Annotated in this window: 17 protein-coding genes and 1 pseudogene; 12 read left to right on the forward strand and 6 right to left on the reverse strand. The window is 73.9% G+C overall.

What is annotated here, in order from left to right; all coding sequences use genetic code 11:
- Positions 1–69 precede the first annotated feature (69 nt).
- The gene (locus AFB00_RS16680) at positions 70–1,020 is read right to left on the reverse strand and encodes a DedA family protein (protein ID WP_197519558.1); all 951 of its coding nucleotides are present in this window, start codon (positions 1,018–1,020) and stop codon (positions 70–72) included.
- 134 nt (positions 1,021–1,154) lie between these two features.
- On the reverse strand, positions 1,155–2,282 hold the full coding sequence (locus tag AFB00_RS16685) for a DUF418 domain-containing protein (protein WP_231973958.1): 1,128 nt from the start codon (positions 2,280–2,282) through the stop codon (positions 1,155–1,157).
- A gap of 113 nt (positions 2,283–2,395) precedes the next feature.
- Between AFB00_RS16685 and AFB00_RS16690 the strand changes: the two genes are divergently transcribed.
- Positions 2,396–2,941: a TetR/AcrR family transcriptional regulator gene (locus AFB00_RS16690; protein ID WP_068798008.1), complete on the forward strand. Its 546-nt coding sequence runs from the start codon at positions 2,396–2,398 to the stop codon at positions 2,939–2,941.
- Positions 2,942–2,948: 7 nt separating this feature from the next.
- On the opposite strand, the gene AFB00_RS16695 is transcribed toward AFB00_RS16690, so the two are convergent.
- Positions 2,949–3,890 carry a phosphotransferase family protein gene (locus tag AFB00_RS16695; protein ID WP_068798009.1) on the reverse strand — a complete coding sequence of 314 codons (942 nt, stop codon included), beginning with the start codon at positions 3,888–3,890 and terminating at the stop codon, positions 2,949–2,951.
- A gap of 198 nt (positions 3,891–4,088) precedes the next feature.
- Between AFB00_RS16695 and AFB00_RS16700 the strand changes: the two genes are divergently transcribed.
- From AFB00_RS16700 to AFB00_RS16715, 3 genes are all read left to right on the forward strand, one after another.
- Positions 4,089–5,747 (forward strand): alpha/beta hydrolase, encoded by a 1,659-nt coding sequence (locus AFB00_RS16700; protein WP_231973959.1) that lies wholly within the window; start codon positions 4,089–4,091, stop codon positions 5,745–5,747.
- 181 nt (positions 5,748–5,928) lie between these two features.
- The gene (locus tag AFB00_RS16705; RefSeq protein WP_156819570.1) at positions 5,929–6,429 is read left to right on the forward strand and encodes a hypothetical protein; all 501 of its coding nucleotides are present in this window, start codon (positions 5,929–5,931) and stop codon (positions 6,427–6,429) included.
- A gap of 285 nt (positions 6,430–6,714) precedes the next feature.
- Positions 6,715–7,908 carry an alcohol dehydrogenase catalytic domain-containing protein gene (locus AFB00_RS16715; protein ID WP_068798012.1) on the forward strand — a complete coding sequence of 398 codons (1,194 nt, stop codon included), beginning with the start codon at positions 6,715–6,717 and terminating at the stop codon, positions 7,906–7,908.
- A 19-nt stretch (positions 7,909–7,927) separates the two neighbouring features.
- Here AFB00_RS16715 and AFB00_RS16720 read toward each other — a convergent pair whose 3' ends face one another.
- On the reverse strand, positions 7,928–8,197 hold the full coding sequence (locus tag AFB00_RS16720) for a hypothetical protein (RefSeq protein ID WP_068798013.1): 270 nt from the start codon (positions 8,195–8,197) through the stop codon (positions 7,928–7,930).
- Positions 8,198–8,574: 377 nt separating this feature from the next.
- On the opposite strand from AFB00_RS16720, the pseudogene trpB reads away from it, so the two are divergent.
- The 6 genes and pseudogenes from trpB to AFB00_RS16750 all read left to right on the forward strand — a co-directional run bounded on the left by trpB (position 8,575) and on the right by AFB00_RS16750 (position 17,088).
- Positions 8,575–9,818: pseudogene (trpB, locus tag AFB00_RS16725) on the forward strand (tryptophan synthase subunit beta).
- Positions 9,819–10,649: 831 nt separating this feature from the next.
- Complete coding sequence (locus AFB00_RS16730) at positions 10,650–11,822, forward strand: prenyltransferase/squalene oxidase repeat-containing protein (protein WP_068798014.1); 1,173 nt, start codon at positions 10,650–10,652, stop codon at positions 11,820–11,822.
- Entirely contained in the window at positions 11,819–12,832 is a 1,014-nt protein-coding gene (locus AFB00_RS16735; protein ID WP_068798015.1) for a methyltransferase, read from the forward strand. The genes AFB00_RS16730 and AFB00_RS16735 overlap by 4 nt, the downstream gene beginning before the upstream one ends.
- Positions 12,829–14,037 carry a cytochrome P450 gene (locus AFB00_RS16740; RefSeq protein ID WP_068798016.1) on the forward strand — a complete coding sequence of 403 codons (1,209 nt, stop codon included), beginning with the start codon at positions 12,829–12,831 and terminating at the stop codon, positions 14,035–14,037. Before AFB00_RS16735 ends, AFB00_RS16740 begins: the two co-directional genes overlap by 4 nt.
- Before the next feature lie 391 nt (positions 14,038–14,428).
- Complete coding sequence (locus AFB00_RS16745) at positions 14,429–15,901, forward strand: amino acid permease (protein ID WP_068800386.1); 1,473 nt, start codon at positions 14,429–14,431, stop codon at positions 15,899–15,901.
- 29 nt (positions 15,902–15,930) lie between these two features.
- Complete coding sequence (locus AFB00_RS16750) at positions 15,931–17,088, forward strand: nucleotide disphospho-sugar-binding domain-containing protein (protein WP_156819571.1); 1,158 nt, start codon at positions 15,931–15,933, stop codon at positions 17,086–17,088.
- A gap of 46 nt (positions 17,089–17,134) precedes the next feature.
- On the opposite strand, the gene AFB00_RS16755 is transcribed toward AFB00_RS16750, so the two are convergent.
- Positions 17,135–21,703 carry an NAD-glutamate dehydrogenase domain-containing protein gene (locus AFB00_RS16755; RefSeq protein ID WP_068798018.1) on the reverse strand — a complete coding sequence of 1,523 codons (4,569 nt, stop codon included), beginning with the start codon at positions 21,701–21,703 and terminating at the stop codon, positions 17,135–17,137.
- Between the two features lie 521 nt (positions 21,704–22,224).
- Between AFB00_RS16755 and AFB00_RS16760 the strand changes: the two genes are divergently transcribed.
- On the forward strand, positions 22,225–23,637 hold the full coding sequence (locus AFB00_RS16760; RefSeq protein ID WP_068798019.1) for an APC family permease: 1,413 nt from the start codon (positions 22,225–22,227) through the stop codon (positions 23,635–23,637).
- A 408-nt stretch (positions 23,638–24,045) separates the two neighbouring features.
- Here the strand turns inward: AFB00_RS16760 and AFB00_RS16765 are convergent, their stop codons facing one another.
- Positions 24,046–24,414, reverse strand: coding sequence for a hypothetical protein (locus AFB00_RS16765; RefSeq protein WP_068798020.1), 369 nt, complete (start codon positions 24,412–24,414; stop codon positions 24,046–24,048).
- A gap of 296 nt (positions 24,415–24,710) precedes the next feature.
- Between AFB00_RS16765 and AFB00_RS16770 the strand changes: the two genes are divergently transcribed.
- Positions 24,711–25,400, forward strand: coding sequence for a helix-turn-helix transcriptional regulator (locus AFB00_RS16770; protein ID WP_083275579.1), 690 nt, complete (start codon positions 24,711–24,713; stop codon positions 25,398–25,400).
- Positions 25,401–25,416: the final 16 nt, after the last annotated feature.

The raw sequence follows: 25,416 nt of genomic DNA on the forward strand, positions 1-25,416 counted from the left end.
CATGGAGCTTCGGCCCGGTCGTACGGGGCTGAAGCTCCATGAGTACGAAGAGCGCGGGCCGGGCCGAGATCAGGCCTGGTTCTGCTCGGCGGCCTGCTGTGCCTTCTTGGCCTTCTGCTCCTTCTGGGCCTTCATGCTGGCCTGCACCGAGACCACCACGACGAGGCCGAGGGTGATCCACAGCGCGTACTTGTCGACCGCGAGGACGACGTCGACGGCGTGCTGCCCGATGCTGTAGCCGAGCCAGGCCACCAGTCCGGCGATGAGCCCGGCACCGAGGGCGTTGAGCACCATGAACGGCAGCAGCCGCATCCGGCCCATGCCGGCCAGCGCGAAGACCGCGGGGGCGGGGACGCCCGGCAGCGCCGCCGCGACGACGGCGATCGGCAGGACCCAGCGCGGGGCGGACCGCACCCGTGCCACGAACCGCTTGGCCGCCGCGCCCGGCGCCCAGAGCTCGATGATCTTCGCGCCCCAGCGGCGGCCGGCCAGCCAGAACAGCCAGTCGAACTTGATCATCCCGAAGATCCCGGCCGCGACCACCAGCCACAGGTCGGCCTCACCGATCCGGGCGAACGCGGCCCCGGCACCGATCGCCGACAGGCTGCCGGTGACCGCGGCCAGCGCGACCGGGTACGACGCGATGAGCAGCGGCCGGAACGGCATCGACGCCAGGTTCAGCACGACGATCGCGACGGTCGCGATGATGATGAACCAGTCGCCGCCCCGCATCGGGCCGTCCCACGGGGCGACCTTGCGCAGGGCCTCGCGGGACTCCGCGAGCTCCTCGGGCGTGTAGTGCTCCTTCTTCCAGCGGAACCGGCGCTTCTTCACCGGCGCCGCCGGGGTCGCGGCCGCCGGGACGGCCGGGACGCCGTGCGGCGGGGTGGCAGCCTCGGACAGGCCGGGTGCGCCCACCGTGCCCACGGCGGGCATGGCGAGCGTCGGGTCCTCCGGGTTGCCGTGATGGCCCGGCCCGGGGATCCCGCCCTGGTGCCTGCCGCTGGTCGCGCCCGTCATGTCGCCTGCTCCGCTCCTCGCCGACTCGCTCATGGGACAAGAAGACACCGTGCCGTTGCGGCACGGTCAAGCCGGAGTGGTGAGGCTCGTCGGGAAGGGGCTGTCGCAAGGGGCGGCGTGCCGCGGTGACGGTGTCACCGGTGACCGGGCTCCACCAGCCGGCGGAGCAGTGCCTCGGCGGGCCCGGCCCGTCCCGCGCGTGCGGCCAGCGCGGCGACGACGACGGTGCTGCCCCACACCCCCAGCCCGACGAGCGACGCCCCGGCCGGTCCGACGGAGCCACCGAGGTCGAGCAGGTAGGGCTCGAACAGCAGCAGCCAGGCCACGGACTGGGCGAGGTAGCAGCTCAGGGAGCGCCGCCCGCAGGCGACCAGCGCACCGGTCGGGCCCGAGTCCCGGCGGGTGCCGAGGTGCACGGCGAGCAGGCCGATCGCCGCGGCGTAGCCGAGCCCGCCGGCGTACCCGGTGAGGGTGTGCAGCGCCCCCGCGGCGACGGCGGCGCCGGTGTCCGGGGACCAGAGTCCCGTCGTCCGGGCCGCCTGGGGCAGCGCGCCGAGCACGGCGACGCCGATCCCGGCCGCCGCGGCCCGGCGGAGCAGCGGGCGGTGGGCCGCCGGGTCCTCCAGGAGCCGGCGGCGGGCGGCCAGGACCCCGAGCAGGAACGGGGCGGCGGCCATGACCGCGTTCAGCGGGGTCAGCACCGGGAACACCGTCATCCGCAGGAGTGCGGACGTCAGCGGGTCGGCGGGAGCCTCGGCGCCGCCGGTCGGGTCGGGGACGGCGAGCACCGCTCCGTACGCCAGCGCCCCGGTCCCCGCCGCGACGACGGCGATCGTGACCAGGCGGCGGGCCGGGGCGCGCAGCATCCCGGCCCAGAGCAGGGCGAGCAGGCCGTAGGCGGCGAGGATGTCGCCGGTGAACAGCAGGACGGTGTGCCCGATCCCGAAGGCCACCAGCCACCCGCCGCGCCGGCGCAGTACCCGTCGCGCCCCGTCCGGGCCGGCGGTGCGCTCCCGGCTGCGCAGGATCTGGACCAGTCCGTAGCCGAACAGGGCCGCGAACATCGGGTAGGCCCGGCTGTCGACGAGCAGGGTCAGCACGACCTGGACGACCGTGTCCGCCGGCGTGGTCGTGCCCGGCAGCGGGGCGAGCACGCGACCGGTGAGCAGCTGCGCGTGGGCCAGCGCGATCAGGGCGAGCATCAGGCCGCGCGCCAGGTCGGGCGCGAGCGCCCGCTCGCGCAGTGCCGGTGCGACGGACACGACGGTCTCCTTTAAGATACGGATACGTAGCTATTGATGCGAGATTAAGATACGGATCCGTATCTAACAAGGGGTGATCCCAGGTGCCTTCGCGGCGTCGCGGGGACGAGCTGATGGCGGCCCTGTACGAGGCGGTCCTCGCCGAGGTCGACGAGGTCGGCCTCGGCAGGCTGACGATGGAGGGCGTCGCCCGCCGGGCCGGGACGGCCAAGACCACGCTCTACCGGCGCTGGCCCGATCCCGGGGCGTTGCTGGTCGAGGCGATCGGCGCCGCGTACCCGACCGAGCGGCCGTCACCGGCCGCGGACGACCTGCGCGGCGACCTGATCCGGGCGCTGGAGCTGCTGCTGGAGTGGTCGCGGCACCCGAGTGCCCGCGCGGTCCAGGCCGTCCTCGCCGAACGGCGGCAGCACCCGGAGACGGTCGCGGCGCTGCAGCAGGTCTTCGACGCCTCCGGGCGCCGGTTCACCGCGACGGTGCTGCACCACTACGCCCGGCTCGGTCACCTCGACCCGGCCCGGGTGACGCCGGTGGTCGAGGACATCGGCGAGGCGCTGGTGCTCAAGCACGGGATCGACACGGGGCAGGAACCGGACCGGGAGCGGCTGGCCGAGATCGTCGACCAGGCGATCCTCCCCGCGGCCGGGGTCCCCCGCTGATCGGCGTTCAGCCGTCCGGTGGCGTCATCAGGGCGGTGACGTAGCCGTCCAGCCGGGCCCCGACCGTGCCCGGTGTCAGGTCCGGGCGGCCCGAGCCCTGCCACGCGCGCGTGACGACGTGCACGTCCTCGGAGAACGCCAGTGCGTCCCGCACCCGCCAGTACCGGCGGGCCCGTGCTGCGACCGCGAGCCGCCCGCCGGCGTCGGTGTAGGCGGCGGTGAACCGGTCACCCCACCCGGGACCGTGCAACAGCTCGAGGGTGGTGGCGCAGTGCGCCACGTCGAGGTCCGCCGGCCCCCAGGACGGCGCCGCCCAGTCGACGACGCCGGTGATCCGCGGCCCGTCGCCGAACAGCACGTTGCCGGGGTGGACGTCGCGGTGCAGGTGCCGCCCCGTCCAGTGCGGCACGGCGTCGCGGAGCAGGTCGGTCGCGGCCGCCCACGCCTCGGCGTCGGCGCCCTCCGGGGGGACGACGGTGTCGGCGGTGGTCAGGGTCGTGAACACCGGGGGACGTGCGGCGGGGCGGACGGCGTGGATCTCGACCAGCCGGCGGGCCAGCAGGGGCACCCGGTCCGCCACACCCTCGTCGTCGAGGACCGCCCGGCCCGGCAGGTGGGTCATCAGCAGTGACGGGTGCTCGCACCGGCGGGCGGTGGCATCGACCGCGACCAGCCGGGGTGCCCGGATGCGGGGGTGGTCCGCGAGCAGGGTGAGGGCGTCGGCCTCCCGGGTGAGCGGCTCGGCGGCCCGGCCGGTGCCGGGCAGGGACCGCAGCACCAGCGCCCGGGTGCCGCCGGTCCGCGCGGCGACGGTCAGCGTCCGCATCTCGGCGCTGATCCCGCCGGGCAGGGGCGCGGACCCGACGACCCGTTCCCCGGCGTCGAGGTGCCGGTGCACCCACGCGAGGGTCGACGGCCGGTGAACGGCCCATCCCGTGTGCTCGTCCACTCCCGCCCATCCTGCACGGCTCCGGTGCCGGGGGGAACGCGTTTCGGTGCACGGCCTCCCCCCGGGGCGGTAGTGACACCACGTCACCGGTGCGCGTGACCCGTCGCCACTGGGACGGCCCCGCACCGTGCGGTGCGATGGATCGCGATCGAGAAGTCATCGCTGGTGGGCGGCCGACCGGCCGTCGAGCGGGAGGGTGTGAGCATCGTGATCTCCGGGCCGACGTCGGCCGACCAGGTACCGACCGGGACGCAGCGGCCGCCGGGGCGCGGCCGGTGGACGGTCGTGTCGAGGGGGGCCGCGGTCCTCGCCGCCTCCGTCCTGCTGCTGACCGGGTGCACCGGTGCGGCCTCCTCCGCGCCGTCCGGGCCGCCGGCCCCGGTACCTGCCCCGATCGAGTGGAGCGAGTGCGGGCCGAACCGCGACTGCGCCACCGTCGAGGTGCCGGTCGAGTACACCGAGCCGGCGGGGGAGACGATCCCGATCGCGGTCGTGCGGCACCGGGCGACCGATCCCGCCCAGCGCATCGGCACGCTGTTCTTCAACCCCGGCGGGCCGGGCGTGCCCGCGACCGAGCAGGTGCAGGGGATCGACGCCGCGCAGGGCACCGGCATGTTCTCCCCGGCCGTGCTGGCGCGGTTCGACGTCGTCGGCATGGACCCGCGCGGTGTCGGTGCGTCCGGTGAGGTCCGCTGCCTGACCGACGAGCAGCGCGCGGCGCGGGCGGCCGACGACCTCGACCCGGCCGTCCCGGGCGGCAAGCCGCTCCCCGAGCTGCAGGCCGACGCCGCGGAGTTCGCCGCGGGCTGTGCGGCCCACCAGAGCCCGCAGTTCCTCGCGAGCCTGTCCACCGACAACGTCGCCCGGGACATGGACCAGGTCCGGGCCGCGATCGGCGAGGAGCAGATCACCTTCTACGGGGTCTCCTACGGCACGGTCGTCGGGCCGACGTACGCCACGCTGTTCCCGGACCGCGTCCGGCAGATGGTCATCGACGCGCCGGTGGACACCGAGCTGTGGCGCACCGACCCGCTGGCCCTGCTCGACGACGTCGACCGGGCCAACGAGGCGACCCTGGCGGCGTGGTTCGACACCTGCCGGGCCGAGGGCGTGGCGGCGTGTCCCTTCGGCGCCGGCGATCCCGAGGCGGCGTTCGACGCGCTGGTCGCCCGGCTGGAGGCGAACCCGCTGCAGGTCCCGCCGGTCGAGGGGCTGACCCCCGGCGGCACCCTGGACGGTGCCGTGGCGATCGAGGCCGTCCGGTCCGGCGCCGGGGCGCGGTTCCTCTGGCCGACGCTCACCGCCGGGCTGACGAGTGCCGAGCAGGGCGACGGCACGCTGCTGCACTTCCTGGTCACCCTCGTCTCGGTGTCCCCGTTCGGTGCTCCGCTGGCCACCCACCAGGAGAGCCACAACGCGGTGCGCTGCATGGACTGGCAGACGCCGACCGACATCGCGGCCCACACCACCGCCGCCACCCGGATCACCGAGCGCGGTGGTCGGATGGGTTACCGTGCCGCCTACAGCGCGCTGAACTGCGCACAGTGGCCGGTGCGCAACGAGGACCGGATCGCCGAGCCGCTGACCGGCGCCGGTGCCCCGCCGATCCTGGTCGTCGGTGGGCGGGTGGACCCGGTGTCGCCGCACCACTGGGCGGAGGCGATGGCCGGGCGCCTGGAGTCCGCGGTGCTGCTGACCCGCGAGGGCGTCGGCCACGGTTCGTACCGCACCAGCGGCGGATGCGTCGACGCGGCCGTGGACGCGACGCTGATCGACGGGAACCTCCCGGCCGACGGCACCGTGTGCACGCCCGACGACCCCGGGACGACGAAGCCCGCCGCCGGTCCCGGCCAGTGACCGCGGGCGGGCCCGGCGTACCGCGCCGGGCCCGCCGGCCGGTCGGCGCCATGCCGTCGATCCTCGGATAGAACCGTTGCAGGACAACGTAATCACCCCGTCGTGAGCGACGCGGGCACCCGTCCGGTGGAACCGGGCCGGGGCGCCGTATCCGAGCCCGTCCGGAGTGGTTGACGGCATCATGAAGATCATTGCTGTGCTGTCCGCACTCGTGCTCGCCGCCGGGATCGCCTTCACCGGGACCGCGGCCGCCCAGACCCAGGGCGGGACCACCTACACGTCGAACGCCGACGGAGTGAGCGACCTGGGGCCGTTCAGCTGGGACGTGACCAAGCGGCCCGACGGGACGGTCGTCGGCGGGGCGTCGATCGAGACCGCCTTCGTGAAGACGACGGGGCGGGTGACCTGCGCGGAGTTCGACGGCAACCGTGTGGGGTTCCTGTTCACCCTGGGCAGCGACACCAAGCCCGCGGTCCTCGCCGGCCTGTCGATGTTCATCACCGCGGAGGACCGGGCTTTCAACACGGGTGACATCGTGGATCCGGACAAGGCAGATCTGGTGGGCGGCTCCGGTGCCGCTCCGGCGGCGGCCTTCATCGGGTGCAAGCCCTCGCTGACGCCGTTCAGGGTCCAGTCGGGCGACATCGCCAACCAGACCCGGAACGACGACGACGAGGGCTGAGCCGGCGTCGCGCACCCCGGCTCCCAGCTCGTACTCGACCGTCGGTCGGGCGGCCCGGCCGCATGGCCGGGGCGGCACCGATCGGTCCGACCGGTCCGTCCGGTGGAGCCCTGCGCCCCGTCGTCGGCCGGGTACGGGCGGGGAGCCGCGGTGCGGTCATCGGTTTCCCGCCGCGGGGCCCGGGTAGCCGCTGCTCCGTACCGGTCGGCCCGGCCGGGACCTGCCCGGACGCGACCGGGGTCCCGGCGCGGGCCGTCCGGTACCCGATCGGAGAAGGAGGCGCCGATGCGTGCCCTGACCTGGCACGGACGTCGTGACGTCCGTGTCGACACCGTGCCCGACCCCGTGATCGAGAAGCCCGACGACGTCGTCGTGCAGATCACCAGCACCGGCCTCTGCGGCTCGGACCTGCACCTCTACGAGGTGCTCACGCCGTACCTGAGCGCGGGCGACATCCTCGGGCACGAGCCGATGGGCGTCGTCGCGGAGACCGGGCCCGAGGTCACCGAGCTGTCGGTGGGGGACCGGGTGGTCATCCCGTTCAACGTCAGTTGCGGGCACTGCTGGACCTGTGAGCGGGGCCTGCAGTCGCAGTGCGAGACGACCCAGAACCGCGAGATGGGCACCGGTGCCTCGCTGTTCGGCTACACCGAGCTCTACGGCCAGGTGCCCGGCGGGCAGGCCGAGTACCTGCGGGTGCCGTTCGGCAACTCGCTGCCGATCAGGGTCCCGGACGGCCCGCCGGACGACCGGTTCCTGTTCCTGTCCGACGTGCTCCCCACGGCGTACCAGGCGGTCCGCTACGCCGACACCCCGGCCGACGGCACGCTCGTCGTCGTGGGGCTCGGGCCGATCGGCGACATGTGCACCCGGATCGCCCGGCACCTCGGCGTCCGGCAGGTCGTCGGGGTCGACGTGGTGCCCGAGCGGCTGGCCAGGGTCGCCGACCGCGGGGTCACCGCACTCGACCTCGGCCGTGGTGAGTCCGACGTGCGCGACGCCGTCGGCTCCCTGACCCACGGTCGCGGCGCCGACGCCGTCATCGACGCGGTCGGTATGGAGGCCCACGGTTCACCGGTGGCGACGGCCGGGCAGAAGCTGGTCGCCTCGCTGCCGACGGCGCTGGGCCGCAAGCTGATGGAGACCGCGGGCACGGACCGGACGTCCGCGCTGGAGCTGGCGATCGCGCTGGTCCGGCGGGGCGGCACGATCTCGCTGTCCGGGGTCTACGGCGGCACCGCCACCCCGGTGCCGATGCTCACCCTGTTCGACAAGCAGGTCCAGCTGCGGATGGGCCAGGCCAACGTCTGGCGCTGGGTGCCGGAGATCCTGCCGCTGCTGACCGACGCCGACCCGCTCGGCGTCGAGGACTTCACCACCCACCGGCTGCCGCTGGAGCAGGCTCCGGAGGCCTACTCGATGTTCCAGGCCAAGCAGGACGGCGCGGTGAAGGTCGTGCTGACGCCCGGGGCGGCCTGACCGCCCGGGCGTCGCGGCGTCATCGGCCCGGGTCGTCCGGGGTCTCCTCGGCCCTGGCCTCGGCGCCGGTGGTGCCGGCGTAGCCCTCGTCCTGGCCGGCCACCCGGCCCACGTACTCGCCGGTGTGGCCGGTGCCGGTCGTGGTGGCCGAGTCGCCGTGCTCGGTGTCGGCGCCGCCGGTGGTGCGGGCGTTGGCGAGGTTCGGGTCCGGCTCGACGTCCTCGGCCGGGCCGTCGCCGCGCAGCCGGTCGACGAGGCGGCGGACTCCGGTGCTGTCGTCGTGTGTCATCTCCGCCGGGTACCAGCACCGGCGCCGGGTAAACCGCCGGATCACCGCCCGGCGGGCAGAGCAGCCGGACGAACCGGATGCCAGCCCGATCCCGGACGACCGGCCTCGCCGTGCCGGGGAACCCCCACCGCTCCCGGGGCCGGTCCACTCATGGCGCGAAAGCCTCGTGTGAGCAGGCCGAAGCTCCATGAGTGCGACACCGGCGGGGTGCGGCGGTACCAGAGCTCGTAGGTGAAACCCCTTGCGGTAATCGTCTCTCGGCGCAACTCAGTTGTGTGCGACGCAGCGCGGCGAATGCTGCGGTCCCGCCGAGTTCCAGCCGGTCGCAACACCGACGACGAGCCCGGTACGCCCGCGACGTTCGTGAGGGAGTGCGCATGACCGAGACCGTCGTCCGCCCGATCGGGAAGGTCCCGGGCCCGACCGGCCTGCCCGGCCCGTACTTCGGCCGCTTCGGTGGCCGCTTCGTCCCGGAGGCGCTGGTCGCCGCGCTGGAGGAGCTGGAGCAGGCCTACCACGCGGCGATGACCGACGACGCGTTCCAGGCCGAGCTCGCCGAGCTGCACCGCACCTGCTCCGGCCGCCCGAGCCTGCTCACCGAGGCGCCGCGGTTCGCCGCGCACGCCGGGGGCGCGCGGATCCTGCTCAAGCGCGAGGACCTCAACCACACCGGCTCCCACAAGATCAACAACGTGTTGGGTCAGGCGCTGCTCACCAGGCGGATGGGCAAGAAGCGGGTGATCGCCGAGACCGGGGCCGGGCAGCACGGCGTCGCCTCGGCCACCGCGGCCGCGCTGATGGGCCTGGAGTGCGTGGTCTACATGGGCGAGGTCGACACCGAGCGCCAGGCGCTCAACGTCGCCCGGATGCGGATGCTCGGCGCCGAGGTCCGCCCGGTCACCTCGGGCACGCGCACCCTCAAGGACGCGGTCAGCGAGGCCATGCGCGACTGGGTCGGCTCCGTGGCCGACTCGCACCTCCTGGTCGGCTCGGTGGCCGGGCCGCACCCGTTCCCGGCGATGGTGCGCGACTTCCAGCGGATCATCGGTGTCGAGGCGCGCCGGCAGGTCCAGGAGCTGCCGGTGCGCTCCCGGACCTGGTGTGCGCCTGCGTCGGGGTCGGGTCGAACGCGATGGGCATCTTCCACGCCTTCCTCGACGACGACGCCGTCGAGCTGGTCGGGTTCGAGGCGGGTGGTGCGGGGGTGCGGACGGGGTGGCACGCCGCGTCGATCGGCGGCGGGGAGGTCGGTCTCCTGCACGGCTCGCGCAGCTACGTCCTGCAGGACCCCGACGGTCAGATCCGGAGCTCGCACTCGATCGCCGCCGGGCTGGACTATCCGGGCGTCGGGCCGGAGCACTCCTGGCTGCACGACCTGGGCCGGGCCCGCTACGAGTCGGTCACCGACCGCGAGGCGATGGAGGCGTTCCGGCTGCTGTGCCGGACCGAGGGCATCATCCCGGCGATCGAGAGCGCGCACGCGCTGGTCGGTGCCCTGCGCGAGGCGGAGCGCCTCGGCGAGGGCAGGGTCGTGCTGGTGAACCTGTCCGGCCGCGGCGACAAGGACGTCGACACCGCCGCGAGGTACTTCGGCCTGCTCGGCACCGGCCACCCCGCCTGAGGCCACTCATGGAGCTTGCCGTGACCGGCAACGAGGCGATTCAAGCATGAGTGCGGCCCCGTCCCGCCGGACCGGGCGGAGAACCGGGGCCGAGGAGTCCGGCTCCCGGGGGATACCCCTCGTAGCCCCGTCGCCGCCCGGCGGATCACGTACCGGGTGCCCGGGCTCCGCTGTGATCGTCCGGACGGACCGGGGAGGCCGGCGACGCCCGAGGGGCGCGCCCGTGGCCGGGACCGGTCCGTCCTGCCGGGCACCGTCGACGCCGCTCGGTCACGAGAACGGCACGCGTCCCGTGCCGGGCGTACCTCGACCCCTGCGGAGGCGGGCAAGTGACATCGGTGGATCCCGGTCCGGCGATCGGGCGCGGTGCCCGCGCCCTGCTCGACCGACGGCGTGCCGACGGCGTCGTCGCGGCCGACGGCGACCGCGCGTCGCCGCAGAACACCGCGGCCGCGCTCGCCGTCCTGCCGGGGCTGGATCCCGAGCGGCGCGCGCGGGCGCTGCACCACCTGATCCGGACCCAGCGGGCCGACGGCGGCTGGGCGATGCCCGGCGTGCCGACCGAGATCCTCGGCACCGCGGTCGTGACGTCGGTCCTGGAGCGGCTGGCGCCGGACCGGACCGAGGCGATCGAGGCCGGGCACGCGTGCGTGCGCGACCTCGGCGGGGTCGAGGCGCTCGCCGAGCCGCTCATGGCGCGCCTGGTGGCGGAGTTCCGGTCGCTCGCCGACGACGGCGCGCCCGCCCCGCGCCGGCGCGTGCCGCTGGAGCTGTTCCTCGCCAGGGGGCCCGCGACCCGGCTGCTGAGCCTGCGGACGCCGATCGCCGCCGGTGCCGCGCTCAGCGGAGCCGAGCGGGCGCCCCGTTGCGCCCCCGCCGCCCGGCTGGACGAGCTCGCCGCCCGGCGGGCCGTCGCCGCCCTCCGCGCACGCGGACAACGGGGGCGACGGCGGGTTCTGCGCCGATCCCTGGCTCACCGGTCTGGTCCTGCTCGGCCTGGCGGGGAGCTCGCGTGCCGCGGACGTCGTCGCGTCCTCGTCGCGGTGGCTCACCGGGGCGGTCCGGCCCGAGGGGCACTGGGACCTCATGCCGCTGGACCTGACCTGGTCGCAGTTCGCGGCGCGGGCGCTGCTCGACGCGGGACCACCGTGGCCGGACCGGCTGGCCCCGACGACGGCGATGTTCACCCGCAGCCAGGGGCGCCACGGATCGGAGCTGCTGCGCTACCCGCCGGGCGGCTGGGGTCACGTCGCGGCGAGCTGGCCCTTCTCCCTGGAGACGGCGGAGATCGCGGCCGTGCTCGTCCGGACGAACGGCGCGGGGGATCCGGCGGTGACCGCGGCCGTGCGCTGGCTGTGGGCGCAGCAGGACCGGGCCGGTTCCTGGAGCCTGACGGTGCGCAACAGCCGTCCCGGCGGTTTCGGCCCCTGCCCGTACGTGACGGCGCAGGTCGTCCTCGCGCTCCTGGACACCGGTGTCGCGCCGACGGACGCCCGGATCCGGCGTGCCGCGGACTGGGTGACCGCCCGCCGGGAGCCGGACGGATCGGTCGAGGCGCTGTGGTACCGCGGGCGGGTGCCGGGCACGTCGGCGCTGCTGGAGATGCTCGGACGCCTGGGCCGCGGTACCGGCGAGCCCGCCCGCGCGGCCGCCGCCCACCTCTACGGCACCCAGAACCCGGACGGCTCCTGGGGTGACGGCGCCGCACCCGGCACGGTCGAGGAGACCGCGTGGGCGCTGCGGGCGCTGTCCACGGCGGCGGCCCGGCACCCGGTGCCCGACGCCGGGCGGTCCACGGCGCGCGGCGCCGCCACCGCCTACCTGCTCGACACCCAGCGCCCGGACGGGTCCTGGCCGGGCGGCCCGGTCAACGACCACGTCCGGGCCTGCTACCGGTTCGCCGATCCGGTCATCGCGACCGGCCTGGCGCTGCGTGCGCTGGCCGCCGCTCGCGAGGACGCCCGTGCCACCACCCCCGCTGTGACCCACGAGGAGTACCGATGACCTCCGACGCCGCCCGCGACCTCGCCCGGCTCGTCGACCTCGTCACCCCGTTCGCCGTGCGGACCGCCGTCGGGCTCGGGATCGGCGAGCTGATCGAGGCCGGGACCACCGAGGTCGGCGAGCTCGCCGCCGCGACCGGTACCGACGCCTCCGCGCTGGCCCGGCTGATGGCGCACCTGGTGTCGGTCGGCCTGTTCGCCGACGACGGGCCGGGGCGCTACCGCCTCACGCCGGTCTCGCGGGAACTCGTGTCCGACGGGCTGCGCTGGCAGCGTGCCTGGCTGATCCCCGGCGGCCCGGGCGCGAAGATGGACCTGGCCTACGCCGGGATGACGCACACCGTCCGCACCGGCCGTCCCGCGTACGGGGAGGTCCACGGCGCCGACTTCTGGACCGACTACGAGCGCGACGACGAGCTGCGGCGGTTCTTCGGCCAGATCATGGCCGGGCACGCCTGGCAGACCGGGCCGGACGTCGCCTCGCAGCTCGACTGGTCCGGCGCCGGGTCGGTGCTCGACATCGGCGGCGGGACCGGCGCGCTGCTCTCCGCGGTGCTCACCCGCCACCCGCACCTGCACGGGGCCGTCCTCGACCTGCCCGCCGTCCGGCCCGAGGCGGAGCAGGCGCTGCGCGCCGCCGGGCTCGCCGACCGGGCCGCGTTCGTCGGCGGCAGCTTCCTGGAGCCGCTGCCCACCGGGTACGACGTCATCATCGCCTCGCGCACGCTGAGCGACTGGCCCGACGCCGACGCCGCGACCATCCTCGGGCACTGCGCCGACGCCCTGGCCGCCGACGGCGCGCTGGTCGTCGTCGAGGTCGCCCCCGGCCCGGAGCACGAGAAGAACAACTCCTCGTCGGACCTGCAGACGCTCACCCTGGTCGGCGGGCGCAACCGCACCCCCGCCGAACTGGGCGTCCTGATCGGCGCGGCGGGGCTCGTCGTCGAGACGGGCCTGGAGCGGCCGGGCGGGCTGCACATCCTCCGCTGCCGGCCGGGGGCGGCGCGGTGACCGGGGCCCGTCCGCGTCCGCTCGGCTACCCGCTGAGCGAGCAGGACGAGCCGGAGCTCGATCCCGGCTACGCCGCGCTGCGCCGCGACGAGCCGCTGACCCGGATCCGGATGCGCCACGGGGCCGACGGCTGGCTGGTGACCCGGTACGACGACGTCCGCACCGTGCTGTCGGACCCCCGGTTCAGCCGGGCGGCGGTGGTCGGTGCGGACGTGCCGCGGACGGTGCCGGAGCGGCCGGGCCAGCCCGAGTCGATCATCAGCATCGACCCGCCGGAGCACGGCAGGCTGCGCCGGCTGGTCACCGCCGCCTTCACCGCGCGGCGGGTGGCCGCGCTGGCGCGGCGCGTCGCCGCGACCGCCGGGGGCCTGGTCGACGATCTCGTGGCCCGGGGCGCCCCGGGCGAGCTGGTGTCGGCGGTGGCGATGCCGCTGCCGGTCGTCGTCATCTGTGAGCTGCTCGGCGTGCCGGCGGCGGACCGGGACACCTTCCGGGCCGCGGCGGACGCGGTGATGTCGACCTCCGCGATCCCGGTGGAGCAGCGGCAGCGGGCGCTGCTCGACCTGCGCCGCACGGTCGCGGCGCTGCTCCCGGAGCGCCGTGACCGTCCGGAGGGGCCCGGCGACGACGTGCTGGGCGGGCTCGTCGCGGCACGCGACGACGACGGGGACCGGCTGTCGGAGGACGAGCTGGTCTCGCTGGTCACCGACATCCTGATCGCCGGGCACGAGACCACGATGAACATGATCGGCACCATGGTCCGGACCCTGCTGGCCGAGCGTTCCCGGTGGGAGGCGCTGGTCGCCGCGCCGGAGGCGATCCCGGCCGCGGTCGAGGAGATGCTGCGGTTCGTCCCGCTCACCCGGCGGGAGGGACTGCCGCGGATCGCCACCGAGGACGTCGCGCTCACCGGCGGCACGGTGCGGGCGGGCGAGGCCGTCGTCGTGTCGCTCGCCGCGGCGAACCGGGACCCCGAGGTCTTCGACGCGCCCGAGGAGCTGCGTCCGGGCCGCGCACCCGGTGCGCACGTGGCGTTCGGCTTCGGCCCGCACCACTGCCTGGGGGCGGCGCTGGCCCGGATGGAGCTGCAGACGGTCCTGCGCGTGCTCACCACCCGGTTGCCCGCCCTCGACCTGGCCGGGCCCGTCGAGTGGCGCGCGACGTCGATGATCCGCGGTCCGGCGCGGCTCCCGGTGTCCTGGTGACACGCCGGGACGGGGGAGGATCGTCAGGTTCTCGTAAGGGAAACCCCCACGGGGCTGATCTTTCCGGGCGCACGCGTGTGGGCCGGACGCGGGATGGGCGGATGCTTCGGTCACCGGACGCGAGAGTCGTCCGGTCGCCGCCGTCCGAGCGGCCCGTTCGGCAGTCGCACCGGCTCCCCGGCGTACCGAGGTGACGTTGCGCCGCAGGGGCATCGGTTGTGCGGCTGTACCCGGACCTCCGACGTTCCATCACCGGTCCGGCCGGCGGCACGTCGTGGTGCGCCCGGCCGGTGCGGCGGGCGTCACGGTCCGGCGGGATCCGTCGTGGCACCTGCCCGCGGCCCGGCTCGACCGCGGTTCGACCGGAACCGCGCCCCACGAGGAGTTCGTCATGACCATGCACGACAACACGCACGAGTTCACGATCGTCGGGAACGGGCCGGTCGGTGGGCTGGAGCGGCAACTCAAGGGCCGCCACGTCCAGCTCATCGCCATCGGCGGGACGATCGGCACCGGGCTGTTCATGGGGTCGGGCAAGACGATCTCGCTCGCCGGGCCGTCGGTCATCCTGGTCTACGCGGTCATCGGCTTCTTCCTGTTCTTCGTCATGCGCGCGATGGGCGAGCTGCTCCTGTCCGACCTGCGGTACAAGTCCTTCCGGGACGCCGCCGGTGACCTGCTCGGGCCGTGGGCCGGGTTCTTCACCGGCTGGACCTACTGGTTCTGCTGGGTGGTCACCGGTATCGCCGACGTCGTGGCGATCGCCGGCTACATCACGTTCTGGTGGCCCGACGTGCCACTGTGGATCCCGGCGATCGTGTTCATCACCGTGCTCGTCGGGCTGAACCTGCCGACGGTCAAGGCGTTCGGCGAGACCGAGTTCTGGTTCGCGCTGATCAAGATCATCGCGATCGTCTCGCTGATCGTCGTCGGTATCGCCATGATCATCGACCTGGTGCCGGGCGCGGGCAGCGCGTCGTTCGCGAACCTCTACAACGACGGCGGCTTCTTCCCGACCGGCCCGATGGGCTTCGTGGCCGGGTTCCAGATCGCGGTGTTCGCGTTCGTCGGGGTCGAGCTGGTCGGCGCGACGGCGGCCGAGACCCAGGACCCGCACAAGACGCTGCCGCGTGCGGTGAACTCGATCCCGATCCGGATGCTGATCTTCTACATCGGTGCGCTGGTCATCATCTGCTCGGTCACGCCGTGGCGGCAGGTCTCGCCGGACGAGAGCCCGTTCGTCGCGATGTTCACCCTCGCGGGGCTGGCGATCGCGGCCGGCGTCGTCAACTTCGTGGTGCTCACCAGCGCCACGTCCAGCGCGAACTCCGGCATCTACTCGACGTCGCGGATGGTCTACGGGCTCGCGCTCGACGGCGACGCCCCCACCCCCTTCGGACGGCTGTCGGGCCGCAAGGTGCCGGTCAACGCGCTGCTGTTCTCGTGCGCGTTCCTGCTGATCGGCGTGGTGATGCTGTACTCCGGTGACTCGGTCATCGAGGTGTTCACCGTGGTCAGCACGATCTCGTCGGTCTGCTTCGTGTTCGTCTGGTCGATCATCCTGCTGAGCTACGTCGCCTACCGGCGCCGCCGCCCGCACCTGCACGCGGCGTCGACGTTCCGGATGCCGGGCGGCCTGGTGATGGTCGGGGCGGTCTTCGCGTTCTTCGCCTTCATCCTCTGGGCGCTGACCCAGGAGACGGACACGCTGACCGCGCTGCTGGTCACGCCGGTGTGGTTCGCCGCGCTCGGGCTGGGTTACCTCGTCGTCCGGCGGTCGCCGGACCACGCCGCACTGCGCGACCTGCACCGGCGCAAGGTGGCGGCCGAGACCGCGAGCGCCGAGCGCTACCGGTCGCGCTGAGCACGCGGCGGATGGGGCAGGCTCCGGTCATGCGTCTGCTGTTCACCGCCGTCGCCGCGCACGGACACGTCCTGCCGCTGGCCCCGCTGATGTCCGCCGCCCTCGACGACGGGCACGCGGTCGGGCTGGTCACGGCGGCCGGGCTGGCCGACGTCGTCGCGACCGAGCTGCCCGCCGGGGTGGAACACCTCCCGGCCGGGCCGATGCCGTTCGAGCTGGCGACCGAGGCGGCCCGGCGCACCGGCGAGGACCTGATGGCCCCGTCGACCGACGGGATCGGGGAGACCTTCGGCGGGGTGCTGCTCGATCTCGCCGCCGACGACGCACTCGCCGCGGCCCGGGGCTGGCGCCCGGACGTCGTCGTGTCCGAGGTCTACTGCACGGTGGGCCCGCTCGTCGCGGCGGCGCTGGCACGGCCACTGCACCGGCTGCGGATGACGGCCCCGCTCCCGGCGGTCCTGACGGCGGCGATCGACCGGGCGGCTGCGGTGCGCTACGCGCAGCGCGGTCTCGCGCCGTGCCCGGTCGCGAGCGTGCTCGACCTGTGGCCCGCCGAGCTGCGGGACCCGGCGCCGGACGGTCCCGGGGCCGTCCCGGTGGTCCCGGTCCGGGCGGGCGCGCACCGGCGCCCGGCACCGTCCGGGGCCTGGACGCCGCCGCCCGCCGGGCCGCGCCCCCGGGTGCTGGTCTCGATGGGCACGATCTTCAGCAGCACCGACGTCCTCGGTGCGGTGGTGGACGCGGTCGCCGCGCACCCGGTCGACGTCGTCGCCACCCTCGGGCTCGGGCTGCCGGGCGAGGCGGTGCGGGGACACGACGGCCGCGGTGCCGGCGGCGGCACCGTCACCTTCGTCCCGTTCGTGCCGCTGGAGGAGCTGCTCGGCGGCGTCGATCTCGTGGTGGGCGTCGGTGGCGCCGGGACGGTGCTGGCCGCGCTGTCCCGGGGGATCCCGCTCGTCCTGCTGCCCCAGGGGGCCGACCATCCGACCATCGCCGCCGGGGTGGCTGCCGCGGGGGCCGGGGTCGTCGTCGACTCGGTGGCCGGGATCGGCCCGGCGGTCGGCCGGGTGCTGTCCCCGGAGGACCGCACCCGCGGGTGCGCCGCGGCGGTCGCGACGGCGATGGACCGGGCCGCCGGCCCGGTCGAGGCGGTCCGCGCGCTCGTCGCGGGCACGTCGGAGGGGTGAGCGCGCGTCCGCCGGCGGGTCCCCGCACCGCCGGCGGACGCGCAGGTCATCGGACCAGCCGGGCCACCTGCTGGACCACCGCGACGGTCGAGGCCAGGTCGGTCCCCTCGCCGTCGACGTCGAGCTCGCGGCGCAGCGACCGCAGCTGGTCGAGCGCCCCGGTGTTGCGGCCCGCCCAGTCCTCGACCGGGTCCTCGGTGCCGCCGGTGCCGCCGGTGCCGTCCGGTGTGTCCGCAAGCCGCCGGGTGAGGGTGCGGAGCACGTCGTAGAGCAGGTCGCGCAGGTGGGCGCGGGCCAGCAGCTCGGCCCGGCTGGAGCGCCGCAGCGCCCGGACCGTGTCCATCAGCCGGTGCGCGTCCAGCCGGTCGGCGAGTCCGAAGTAGAGACCGGCCAGCCGGTCGAGGTCGTCCGCGGCGATCTCGGTGTCCGCGCTCCCAGCGAGGTCGCGGGCGATCTCGCCGATGTCGAGAACCGACACCGCGTAGGCGGAGTCGACGCAGTGCCGGGCGACGTCGTCGGGCACGCCGGCGTCGGCGAACCGGGCCAGCGTCGTGGACAGCCGCCCGGCCTCCGGCCCGTGCAGGTGCGCACCGGTACGGGCGAGCAGCACCGCGACCGCGCCACCGAGGCGGGCGATCTCGGTGGTGGGGTCGACCGGGCGCGGCCGGTGCTGCAGCACCCAGCGCGCCCCGCGTTCGAGCAGCCGCCGCGAGAGGGCCATCAGCTCGTCGGCGACGGCGCACGGCAGCCCGGGCGCGATCCCGGTGATCCGGTGCTGCAGCTCGCCGATGCGCAGCACCGAGGACGCGACCAGGTGTGCCCGCACGACCTCCGGCCAGCTCGCCCCGGTGTCGTCGGCGAGCCGGTGGCAGAAGGACATGCCGGCGCTGTCGACCACGTGGTTGGTCAGCGCCGAGACCACGATCTGACGACGCAGCGGGTGGTCGGCGAGTGCGGTCGGGCTGCGCTCGGTCAGCGCGACCGGGAAGTAGCCGGGGAGCAGGTCGACGACGGCGTCGTCGTCCGGCAGGCCGGACGCGGCGAGCTCGGCCGAGAGCGCGAGCTTGGTCCGGCCGAGCAGGGTGCACACCTCGGGCGAGGTGAGGCCCTGGCCGGTCCGGCGGCGGATCTCGATCTCCTCGGCCGAGGGCAGCACGTCGAGCGAGCGGTGCAGCCCGTGGTGCTGCTCGAGGTGGGCGAGCAGCGCGGCGTGCCGGCCGAGCCGCCGGGTGGCGTGGGTCCGGGCCAGCCCGACGACGGTGTTGTGCCGGGCGTTCTCGCCGAGCACCAGCGTCGTGACCTCGCCGGCCATCGCGGCGAGCAGGTCGTTGCGGTCGCCGGCGTCGAGCGTCCCGGCCCGGACCAGCTCGTCGACCGCGATCTTGATGTTCACCTCGTGGTCGGAGCAGCTCACCCCGGCCGAGTTGTCGAGCGCGTCGGTGTTGATCCCGCCGCCGGCGGCGGCGAACTCGACCCGGGCGGCCGCCGTCAGACCGAGGTTCCCGCCCTCGACGACGACCGTGGTCCGCAGCTCGGAGGCGTCCACCCGCAGGTCGTCGCAGGCCCGGTTGCCGACGTCGCCGTGCGTCTCGTGGGAGGCCTTGACGTAGGTCCCGACGCCGCCGTTCCACAGCAGGTCCACCGGCGCCCGCAGGATCGCCCGGATCAGTGACGGCGGGTCGAGCCGGGTGACCGTCGGCGCGAGGCCGAGCACGTGCCGGACCCGCGGCCCGACCGGGACCGACTTCGCCGAGCGCGGCCACACGCCACCCTCGGCCGAGATCACGGTCCGGTCGTAGTCGTCCCAGGAACTGCCCGGCCGGCCGTAGAGCCGCAGCCGCTCGGTGTAGGCGGTGTCGGGGTCGGGCTCCGGGTCGAGGAAGACGTGCCGGTGGTCGAACGCCGCGACCAGCCGCAGCGCCGGGGAGCGGAGCATGCCGTTGCCGAAGACGTCGCCGGACATGTCGCCGATCCCGACCACGGTCAGCGCGTCCCGGTCGGCGTCGACACCGCGCTCGTGCAGGTGCCGGCGCAGGCTCTCCCAGGCACCGCGGGCGGTGATGCCCATCGCCTTGTGGTCGTAGCCGGTGCGCCCGCCGGAGGCGAACGCGTCGCCGAGCCAGTACCCGCGGGCGACGGCGATCTCGTTGGCGAGGTCGGAGAACCGGGCGGTGCCCTTGTCGGCCGCGACCACGAGGTAGTCGTCGTCGCCGTCGTGGCGGACGCCGGGGAGCAGCGGGACGGTGCCGCCGGCCGCGTCGGAGCCGCCGGTGCTGTCAGTGCCGTCGGTGCCGCCGGACCCGGCGGTGCGGTTGTCCACGACGTCGAGCAGCGCGGTGACGAACCGCCGGTAGTGCTCCGCACCGTCACCGGACGCCGTCCGGCTCGCGAAGCCGCCCTTCGCCCCGGCCGGGACGACGACGGCGTTCTTCAGCGACTGGGCCTTCGCCAGCCCCAGCACCTCGGTGCGGTAGTCCTCGCCCCGGTCCGACCAGCGCAGCCCGCCCCGGGCCACCCGGTCGAACCGCAGGTGGACGCCCTCGATGTCGGCGGAGAACACGAAGATCTCCGACGCCGGGCGGGGCACCGGGACCTCGGACAGCCGTGCCGGGTCGAGCTTGAGCGCCAGGTCCCGCGGCGCCGTGTGGTGGTTGGTGCGGACCACCCCCAGCACCAGCTCCTGCAGGCTGCGCAGCACCCGGTCGGCGTCGCGCGCGGTGACCCGGTCCAGCCGGATCCCCAGCTCGCGGCGGATCCGCTCGACCCCGGCGGCGCGGCGCTCGTCGTCGGCGTCGAACCGGGCCTCGAACAGCCCGACCAGCCGGGCCGCGATCACCGGGTGCGCGCACAGCGTGTCCGCGACCCGGTCCGGCCCGTGCGGGTGCCCGATCTGCTGCAGGTAGCGGGCCAGCGTGCGCAGCAGCAACGCCTGACGCCAGTCCAGCCCGGCCGTGCCGACCAGACGGTTGAACCCGTCGACGTCGCAACCGCCGGTCCAGCACGCGACGAACGCCGCGCCGAGCCGGTCCGCGGGGTCGGAGGTGTCGTCGCCCGCACCGGTGTCGTCGGCGACGAACCGGGCCCGGACGTCGAAGTGGTGCACCCAGAACCGGGTGTGCCCGCGGGAGACCGGCCAGGAACGCTCGTCGAGCACGTAGAGCCCGAGCGAGTGCAGGACGGGCAGCACGGCCGACAGCGCAATCCGGTCGTCGCGGGAGTACAGCCGGAACCGCCACCGGGTGATCCCGTCGGCACCGGCCGGGCCGGGCAGGAAAGCGACGTCCACATCGGACTCGGGTCCGATCGCGGTGAGCCGGGCCAGGTCGTGCCGCGCCTCCGACGGCGTGACGGCCGCCCGGTACTCCGGCGGGAAGCGCACCGCGGGCCGCCCGGTGCCGCTCATCGCCGCGAGCCGGTCCTCCCAGCTGCCGAGCAGCCGGGTGAGGCGGCGCTCCAGCTCGTCCTCAAGGCCGTCCGCGACGTCAGCACCGGACACCGTGGTGAGGTGCACGATCGAGATCGCCGACGGCGTCGCCGAGACCGAGTGCTCGATCACCGGGCCGCCGACGACGGCGTCGATCTCGGTGGTGATGAGCTCCCGCGCGTCCGGGTTGCAGCGGTCGCGGGCCAGGAAGACCAGCACCGACGTGACGCCGGAACCGCGGTCGTGCTCGGCGACCACGCGCAGCCGCCGCTGGTCGGTGATCGCCCCGACGGCGACGAGCACCCGGTCCAGCGCCCGCGCACCGGAGTGCAGCAGCGCGCCCCGCGGGCACTCGCGCAGCACCTCCAGCCCGCGCCGCCCGGACCAGTGGTCCGCGGAGATCCCCAGGTCCTGCGTGCGGGCCCGGACCTGCTCGCCGAGCAGCGGGATGCTGCGCGGGTCGGTGCGCGCGACCTCGTCGGTCAGCAGGCCGGTCAGCTCGTGCGCCGGCTCGCCGGGGCGGACCGGCGGGATCACGACGCGCAGCGGCCGCTCGTCGCGGACCACGTCGGACGGCTCGTAGCGCCAGCCAAACCGGAGCACGTCGGGCTCGGCCACGGGATCGCTGCACGGGACGAGATCGAGCAGGTGCATGTTGCCCGCGCAGCACCACATGAGGAAGTCGGTCAGCCCGGTGGACACCGGGCCCGCGGCGGCGAGCGCGACGGCGAGGTCGTGCACCCGCGAGACCAGGCCGGTGCGGCGGCGCAGGTGCTCGCGCAGCCGCAGCACCCGCTGCTCGACGGCGGTCTCCAGCTCGTCGACCGGGCCGTGCGGTGGCCCGTCCAGTTCCAGGGAGGTCCAGGACTCGGTCACCTCGGCCGCGCCCGGGGCGCTGCCGGGATCGCTGCCGGGATCGAGGAGCTCGCCCGCTGCGTCCCGCCGGACCCGGACCCGGGGGTGGATGACGCGGTCGGGCACCAGCCGGTGCCGCCCGAGCTCGGCGATCAGCGCGTCGATGAGGTGCGGCATGTCCTCCACGACGACGAGTGCGCGCGGCCCGGCCCCGAGCTCCGGATCGGCGGGCAGCACCCGGACACGGACGCCGTCCGGCGCGCGCACGGCGGCCAGGTCGCGCAGGCCGTCATCCAGATCGGTGATCGTGTCGGAACTGGCGGTGTCCGAACGCATCGGTGCGTGTCCTCCGGGTCGATCGCAGACGTCGCGGGGCGGCACGCCCCGGGCTGTGTGGTGACCCTGACCACGGTCGACCTGCGGTTACAAGAATCTTGAGCAACGCTTGACATTAATTCTCGATCTAGAAGCCGAACGTTACGCAGCCCGGGGCAGCGCTATCCGAACATCCGACGAATCGGCGACGGTCGCAATTTCGCAACGGTCGTCAGCACATCGGGTGACCGTTACACGGCCAAGGTCAAAAGTTGCTCAAGGATCACCGGGAGTGAGCCTTTTTCAACCTGACCAGCGAGCTTCTGCGTCAGGAGATCGCGAAGGTTGCAGCGCAACTGCTCTGACCACAGCTGCACAGGTCACCGGCTCGCCAGCTCGGCGTCTGCACCCACACAATCAGGCCCCTGAGCTGCCGGAACGGCAGGTTGAAAAAGGCTCAGTGCTGGACAGCGTCATTTCGCCTCCACACCCTGGGTTCGTCACGGTGGACACACGGGTCCGCCGTAGGAGGGAGCGGGCCCATGTCCGAGGCCGCCACGACCACCACGGAGGGCCAGCCGGCGCTCAAGCGGGTGATGGGTCCGAAGCTGCTGCTGCTGTTCATCATCGGCGACATCCTGGGGACCGGGATCTATGCGTTGGTGGGGCAGGTCGCCGAGGAGGTCGGTGGTGCGGCGTGGTTGCCGTTCCTGGTGGCCTTCGCGGTGGCGATGGTGACGGCGTTCTCGTATCTGGAGCTGGTGACGAAGTATCCGGCTGCGGCGGGTGCGGCGTTGTACACGCACAAGGCGTTCGGGATCCACTTCCTGACGTTCATGGTGACGTTCGTGGTGATGTGTTCGGGGATCACGTCGGCGTCGACGGCGTCGCGGGCGTTCGCGGCGAACCTGGATGCGGGGTTCGGGCTGGAGCTGGGTAACGGCGGGATCCTGCTGATCGCGTTGGGGTTCATGGCGTTGGTGGCGGCGGTGAACTTCCGGGGTGTGGGCGAGTCCGTGAAGGTCAACGTGGTGTTGACGTTGGTGGAGTTGTCGGGGTTGTTGCTGGTCATCCTGGTCGGGGTGTTCGCGATCGCGGGTGGTGGTGCGGACTGGGCGCGGGTGGTCGCGTTCGACACGCCGGAGGACAAGGGTGTGTTCCTGGCGGTGACGTCGGCGACGTCGTTGGCGTTCTTCGCGATGGTGGGGTTCGAGGACTCGGTGAACATGGCCGAGGAGTGTCACGAGCCGCGGCGGATCTTCCCGAAGATCATGTTGACCGGGTTGTCGATCACCGGTGTGATCTATGTGCTGGTGGCGATCTGTTCGGTGGCGCTGGTGCCGGTGGGTCCGCTGGCGGCGAGTGAGACGCCGCTGGTGGAGGTGGTGCGGGCGGGTGCGCCGGGGATCCCGGCGGATGCGGTGTTGCCGTTCATCTCGATGTTCGCGGTGGCGAACTCGGCGTTGATCAACATGTTGATGGCGTCGCGGTTGTTGTACGGGATGGCGAACCAGGCGGTGTTGCCGCGGCCGTTGGCGCGGGTGCATCCGTTCCGGCGGACGCCGTGGGTGTCGATCGTGTTCACGACGTTGATCTCGTTCGGGTTGATCGGTTACGTGTCGCTGGGTGATGACTCCGATGTGGTGTCGGCGCTGGGTGGGACGACGTCGTTGTTGTTGCTGGCGGTGTTCACGATCGTGAACATCGCGGTGCTGGTGCTGCGCCGCGACCGGGTGGATGCGGATCATTTCCGGGCGCCGCGGGGGTTGCCGGTGGTGGGGGCGTTGGCGAGTTTCTACCTGGTGTTGCCGTTCTCGGGGCGGGACTCGATCCAGTACGAGCTGGCGGGGTTGTTGCTGGTTCTGGGGCTGGTGTTGTACGGGGTGACGGTGCTGCTGAACCGTCGTCTCGGGGTGAAGCAGACGACCCTGGACCCGGCCAAACTCGACGGCTGAGCCGGCCCCTTTTTTTCGTACTCATGGAGCTTCAGCCTCGTGAGACGGGGCCGAAGCTCCATGAGTACGACCGGGGAGTGGCGCAACTGCGGGAAATGTGCCGGTGATCGGCCCCGTTCCTGCCCACGCATTTCTCTCGTCGCAGTGCCGATTATTCGGTGCCGGCCCCCGGGGTCTCGCACTCATGGAGCTTCGGTCCGGCGAGACGAGGCCGAAGCTCCATGAGTGCAGGGAGGAGGGGGTGAGCGCGAAGCCAGGCAAGACCCAAAGAGTGTGACGTGGATCTCAGATCGGCCCGGCGGACTGGACCATGCCGTTACGGCATACGTTCTGGTCCTCGGGCACGCCGAACCGCACGACGTCGGAGGGTGTATGACCGAGCGAGCACGAACCAGAAGCCGGGACGGCTCAGGTCCGTCCCGGGAACCGGGAGCTGACCGTCCATCGCGGGTCGTCGGTGCCGCCGTCGCTCCGCGTGACGTAGGTCGGACCGTGACCGTCCCGGTCGGACGCGCGGGCGAGCGCGTCGATCAGCTCGCCGAGCTGGTCGTCGGCGGAGTCGAGGTCGTCGGTGCAGCCGAGCAGCAGCGGTCCGTCGGAGGACTCGGTCTCGGCGCAGAACGACACGTCGGACACCTCGTCGCAGGCCGGTTCGAGCAGGCCGAGATTGCATCCCCGGCGCAGGTAGACCCGGACCAGCCGGTCCGCCCGGACGATGCCCGCCGGGACGAGGGTCTCGAGCCATACGGTGCTGCGCGAAGCGCCCTGTGGAGCCACGTGTCGTCCTGTGTCCACTCTCGTGCGTCCTTCCCGGATCCGCCGCGTCCGGCCCTGCCCTCGAGCATGATCGAGCGCCACCGGGAGATGGTCGGACGTCCTCGGGACGGGCTTCGCGTTCCGGGAGAAACCCCCACGAAACGTCCTATGACGCCCGGGTGTCGGTCACCCCGCGGATCGGGGGCGCGCTGGTGGGGGATCTCCCTCGGCCTAGCGCGCACAACCGATCAGGTGATCGAGATGTCACGTCGGGTGGGCACGGTTCCACACGTCCGGTTGTCGGGAGGAGATTTCGGATGACGGTGATCGTGGATGGGCGGCTCGCCGCGGACACGCCACGGCCGCGCCACGAACCGCGACCGGTGGCCACCCGCGTGCTGTGCGCCGACCCGGTGCTGCGTGAGGCGGCGAACGCCTACCTGCGCGGACGCCCCGAGGTGGAGGTCGCCGGGGAGGCCGCGGACGTCCTGCTGGTCTTCGCCGAGACGGTCGATGACGGTGTGCGGGCCGAGGTCGAGAGCGTGGTCGGCGAGATCGGTGCCGGGCGCGACGGCGACGCCGTCACCCGATTGGTGCTCGTCGTCGGTGAGATGGAGGAGCGCCACCTGTGGTGGGCGGTCGCGCACGAGCTCTCCGCCGTGCTCGCCCGCAGCGCCGCGAGCTGGGACGACGTCGTGTCGGCCCTGGTGACCTCGCGCGCCGGCGGCGCCGACCTCCCGTCGGCCACCGTCGGCTGGCTGCTCGACGAGATCCGGTCGCTGGACACCCGGCTGGCCGCGGTCGGCGTCAACCGGGCGGGACTGACCACACGGGAGACCGAGATCCTGCGGCTGTTCGCCGCCGGACTGGAGACCGCCGACGTCGCCCGCCAGCTGAACTACTCCGAACGCACGATCAAATCGACCGTGCACGCAGTCAAGGAGCGCCTCGGCCTGCGCAACCGGGCCCACGCCGTCGCCCACGCCCTGCGGATCGGCGCCATCTGATCCGATGGGGTGGCCC

This window comes from Pseudonocardia sp. HH130630-07, from assembly GCF_001698125.1.
In the GTDB taxonomy this organism is placed as follows: Bacteria; Actinomycetota; Actinomycetes; order Mycobacteriales; family Pseudonocardiaceae; genus Pseudonocardia.

Bases quoted from the DNA above. Each gene is read 5' to 3' on its own strand.
- AFB00_RS16680 (WP_197519558.1), bottom strand. From the start codon at position 1,020: ATGACGGGCGCGACCAGCGGCAGGCACCAGGGCGGGATCCCCGGGCCG.
- AFB00_RS16690 (WP_068798008.1), top strand. From the start codon at position 2,396: ATGGCGGCCCTGTACGAGGCGGTCCTCGCCGAGGTCGACGAGGTCGGC.
- AFB00_RS16705 (WP_156819570.1), top strand. From the start codon at position 5,929: ATGAAGATCATTGCTGTGCTGTCCGCACTCGTGCTCGCCGCCGGGATC.
- AFB00_RS16715 (WP_068798012.1), top strand. From the start codon at position 6,715: ATGCGTGCCCTGACCTGGCACGGACGTCGTGACGTCCGTGTCGACACC.
- AFB00_RS16720 (WP_068798013.1), bottom strand. From the start codon at position 8,197: ATGACACACGACGACAGCACCGGAGTCCGCCGCCTCGTCGACCGGCTG.
- AFB00_RS16735 (WP_068798015.1), top strand. From the start codon at position 11,819: ATGACCTCCGACGCCGCCCGCGACCTCGCCCGGCTCGTCGACCTCGTC.
- AFB00_RS16745 (WP_068800386.1), top strand. From the start codon at position 14,429: ATGACCATGCACGACAACACGCACGAGTTCACGATCGTCGGGAACGGG.
- AFB00_RS16750 (WP_156819571.1), top strand. From the start codon at position 15,931: ATGCGTCTGCTGTTCACCGCCGTCGCCGCGCACGGACACGTCCTGCCG.
- AFB00_RS16755 (WP_068798018.1), bottom strand. From the start codon at position 21,703: ATGCGTTCGGACACCGCCAGTTCCGACACGATCACCGATCTGGATGAC.
- AFB00_RS16760 (WP_068798019.1), top strand. From the start codon at position 22,225: ATGTCCGAGGCCGCCACGACCACCACGGAGGGCCAGCCGGCGCTCAAG.
- AFB00_RS16770 (WP_083275579.1), top strand. From the start codon at position 24,711: ATGACGGTGATCGTGGATGGGCGGCTCGCCGCGGACACGCCACGGCCG.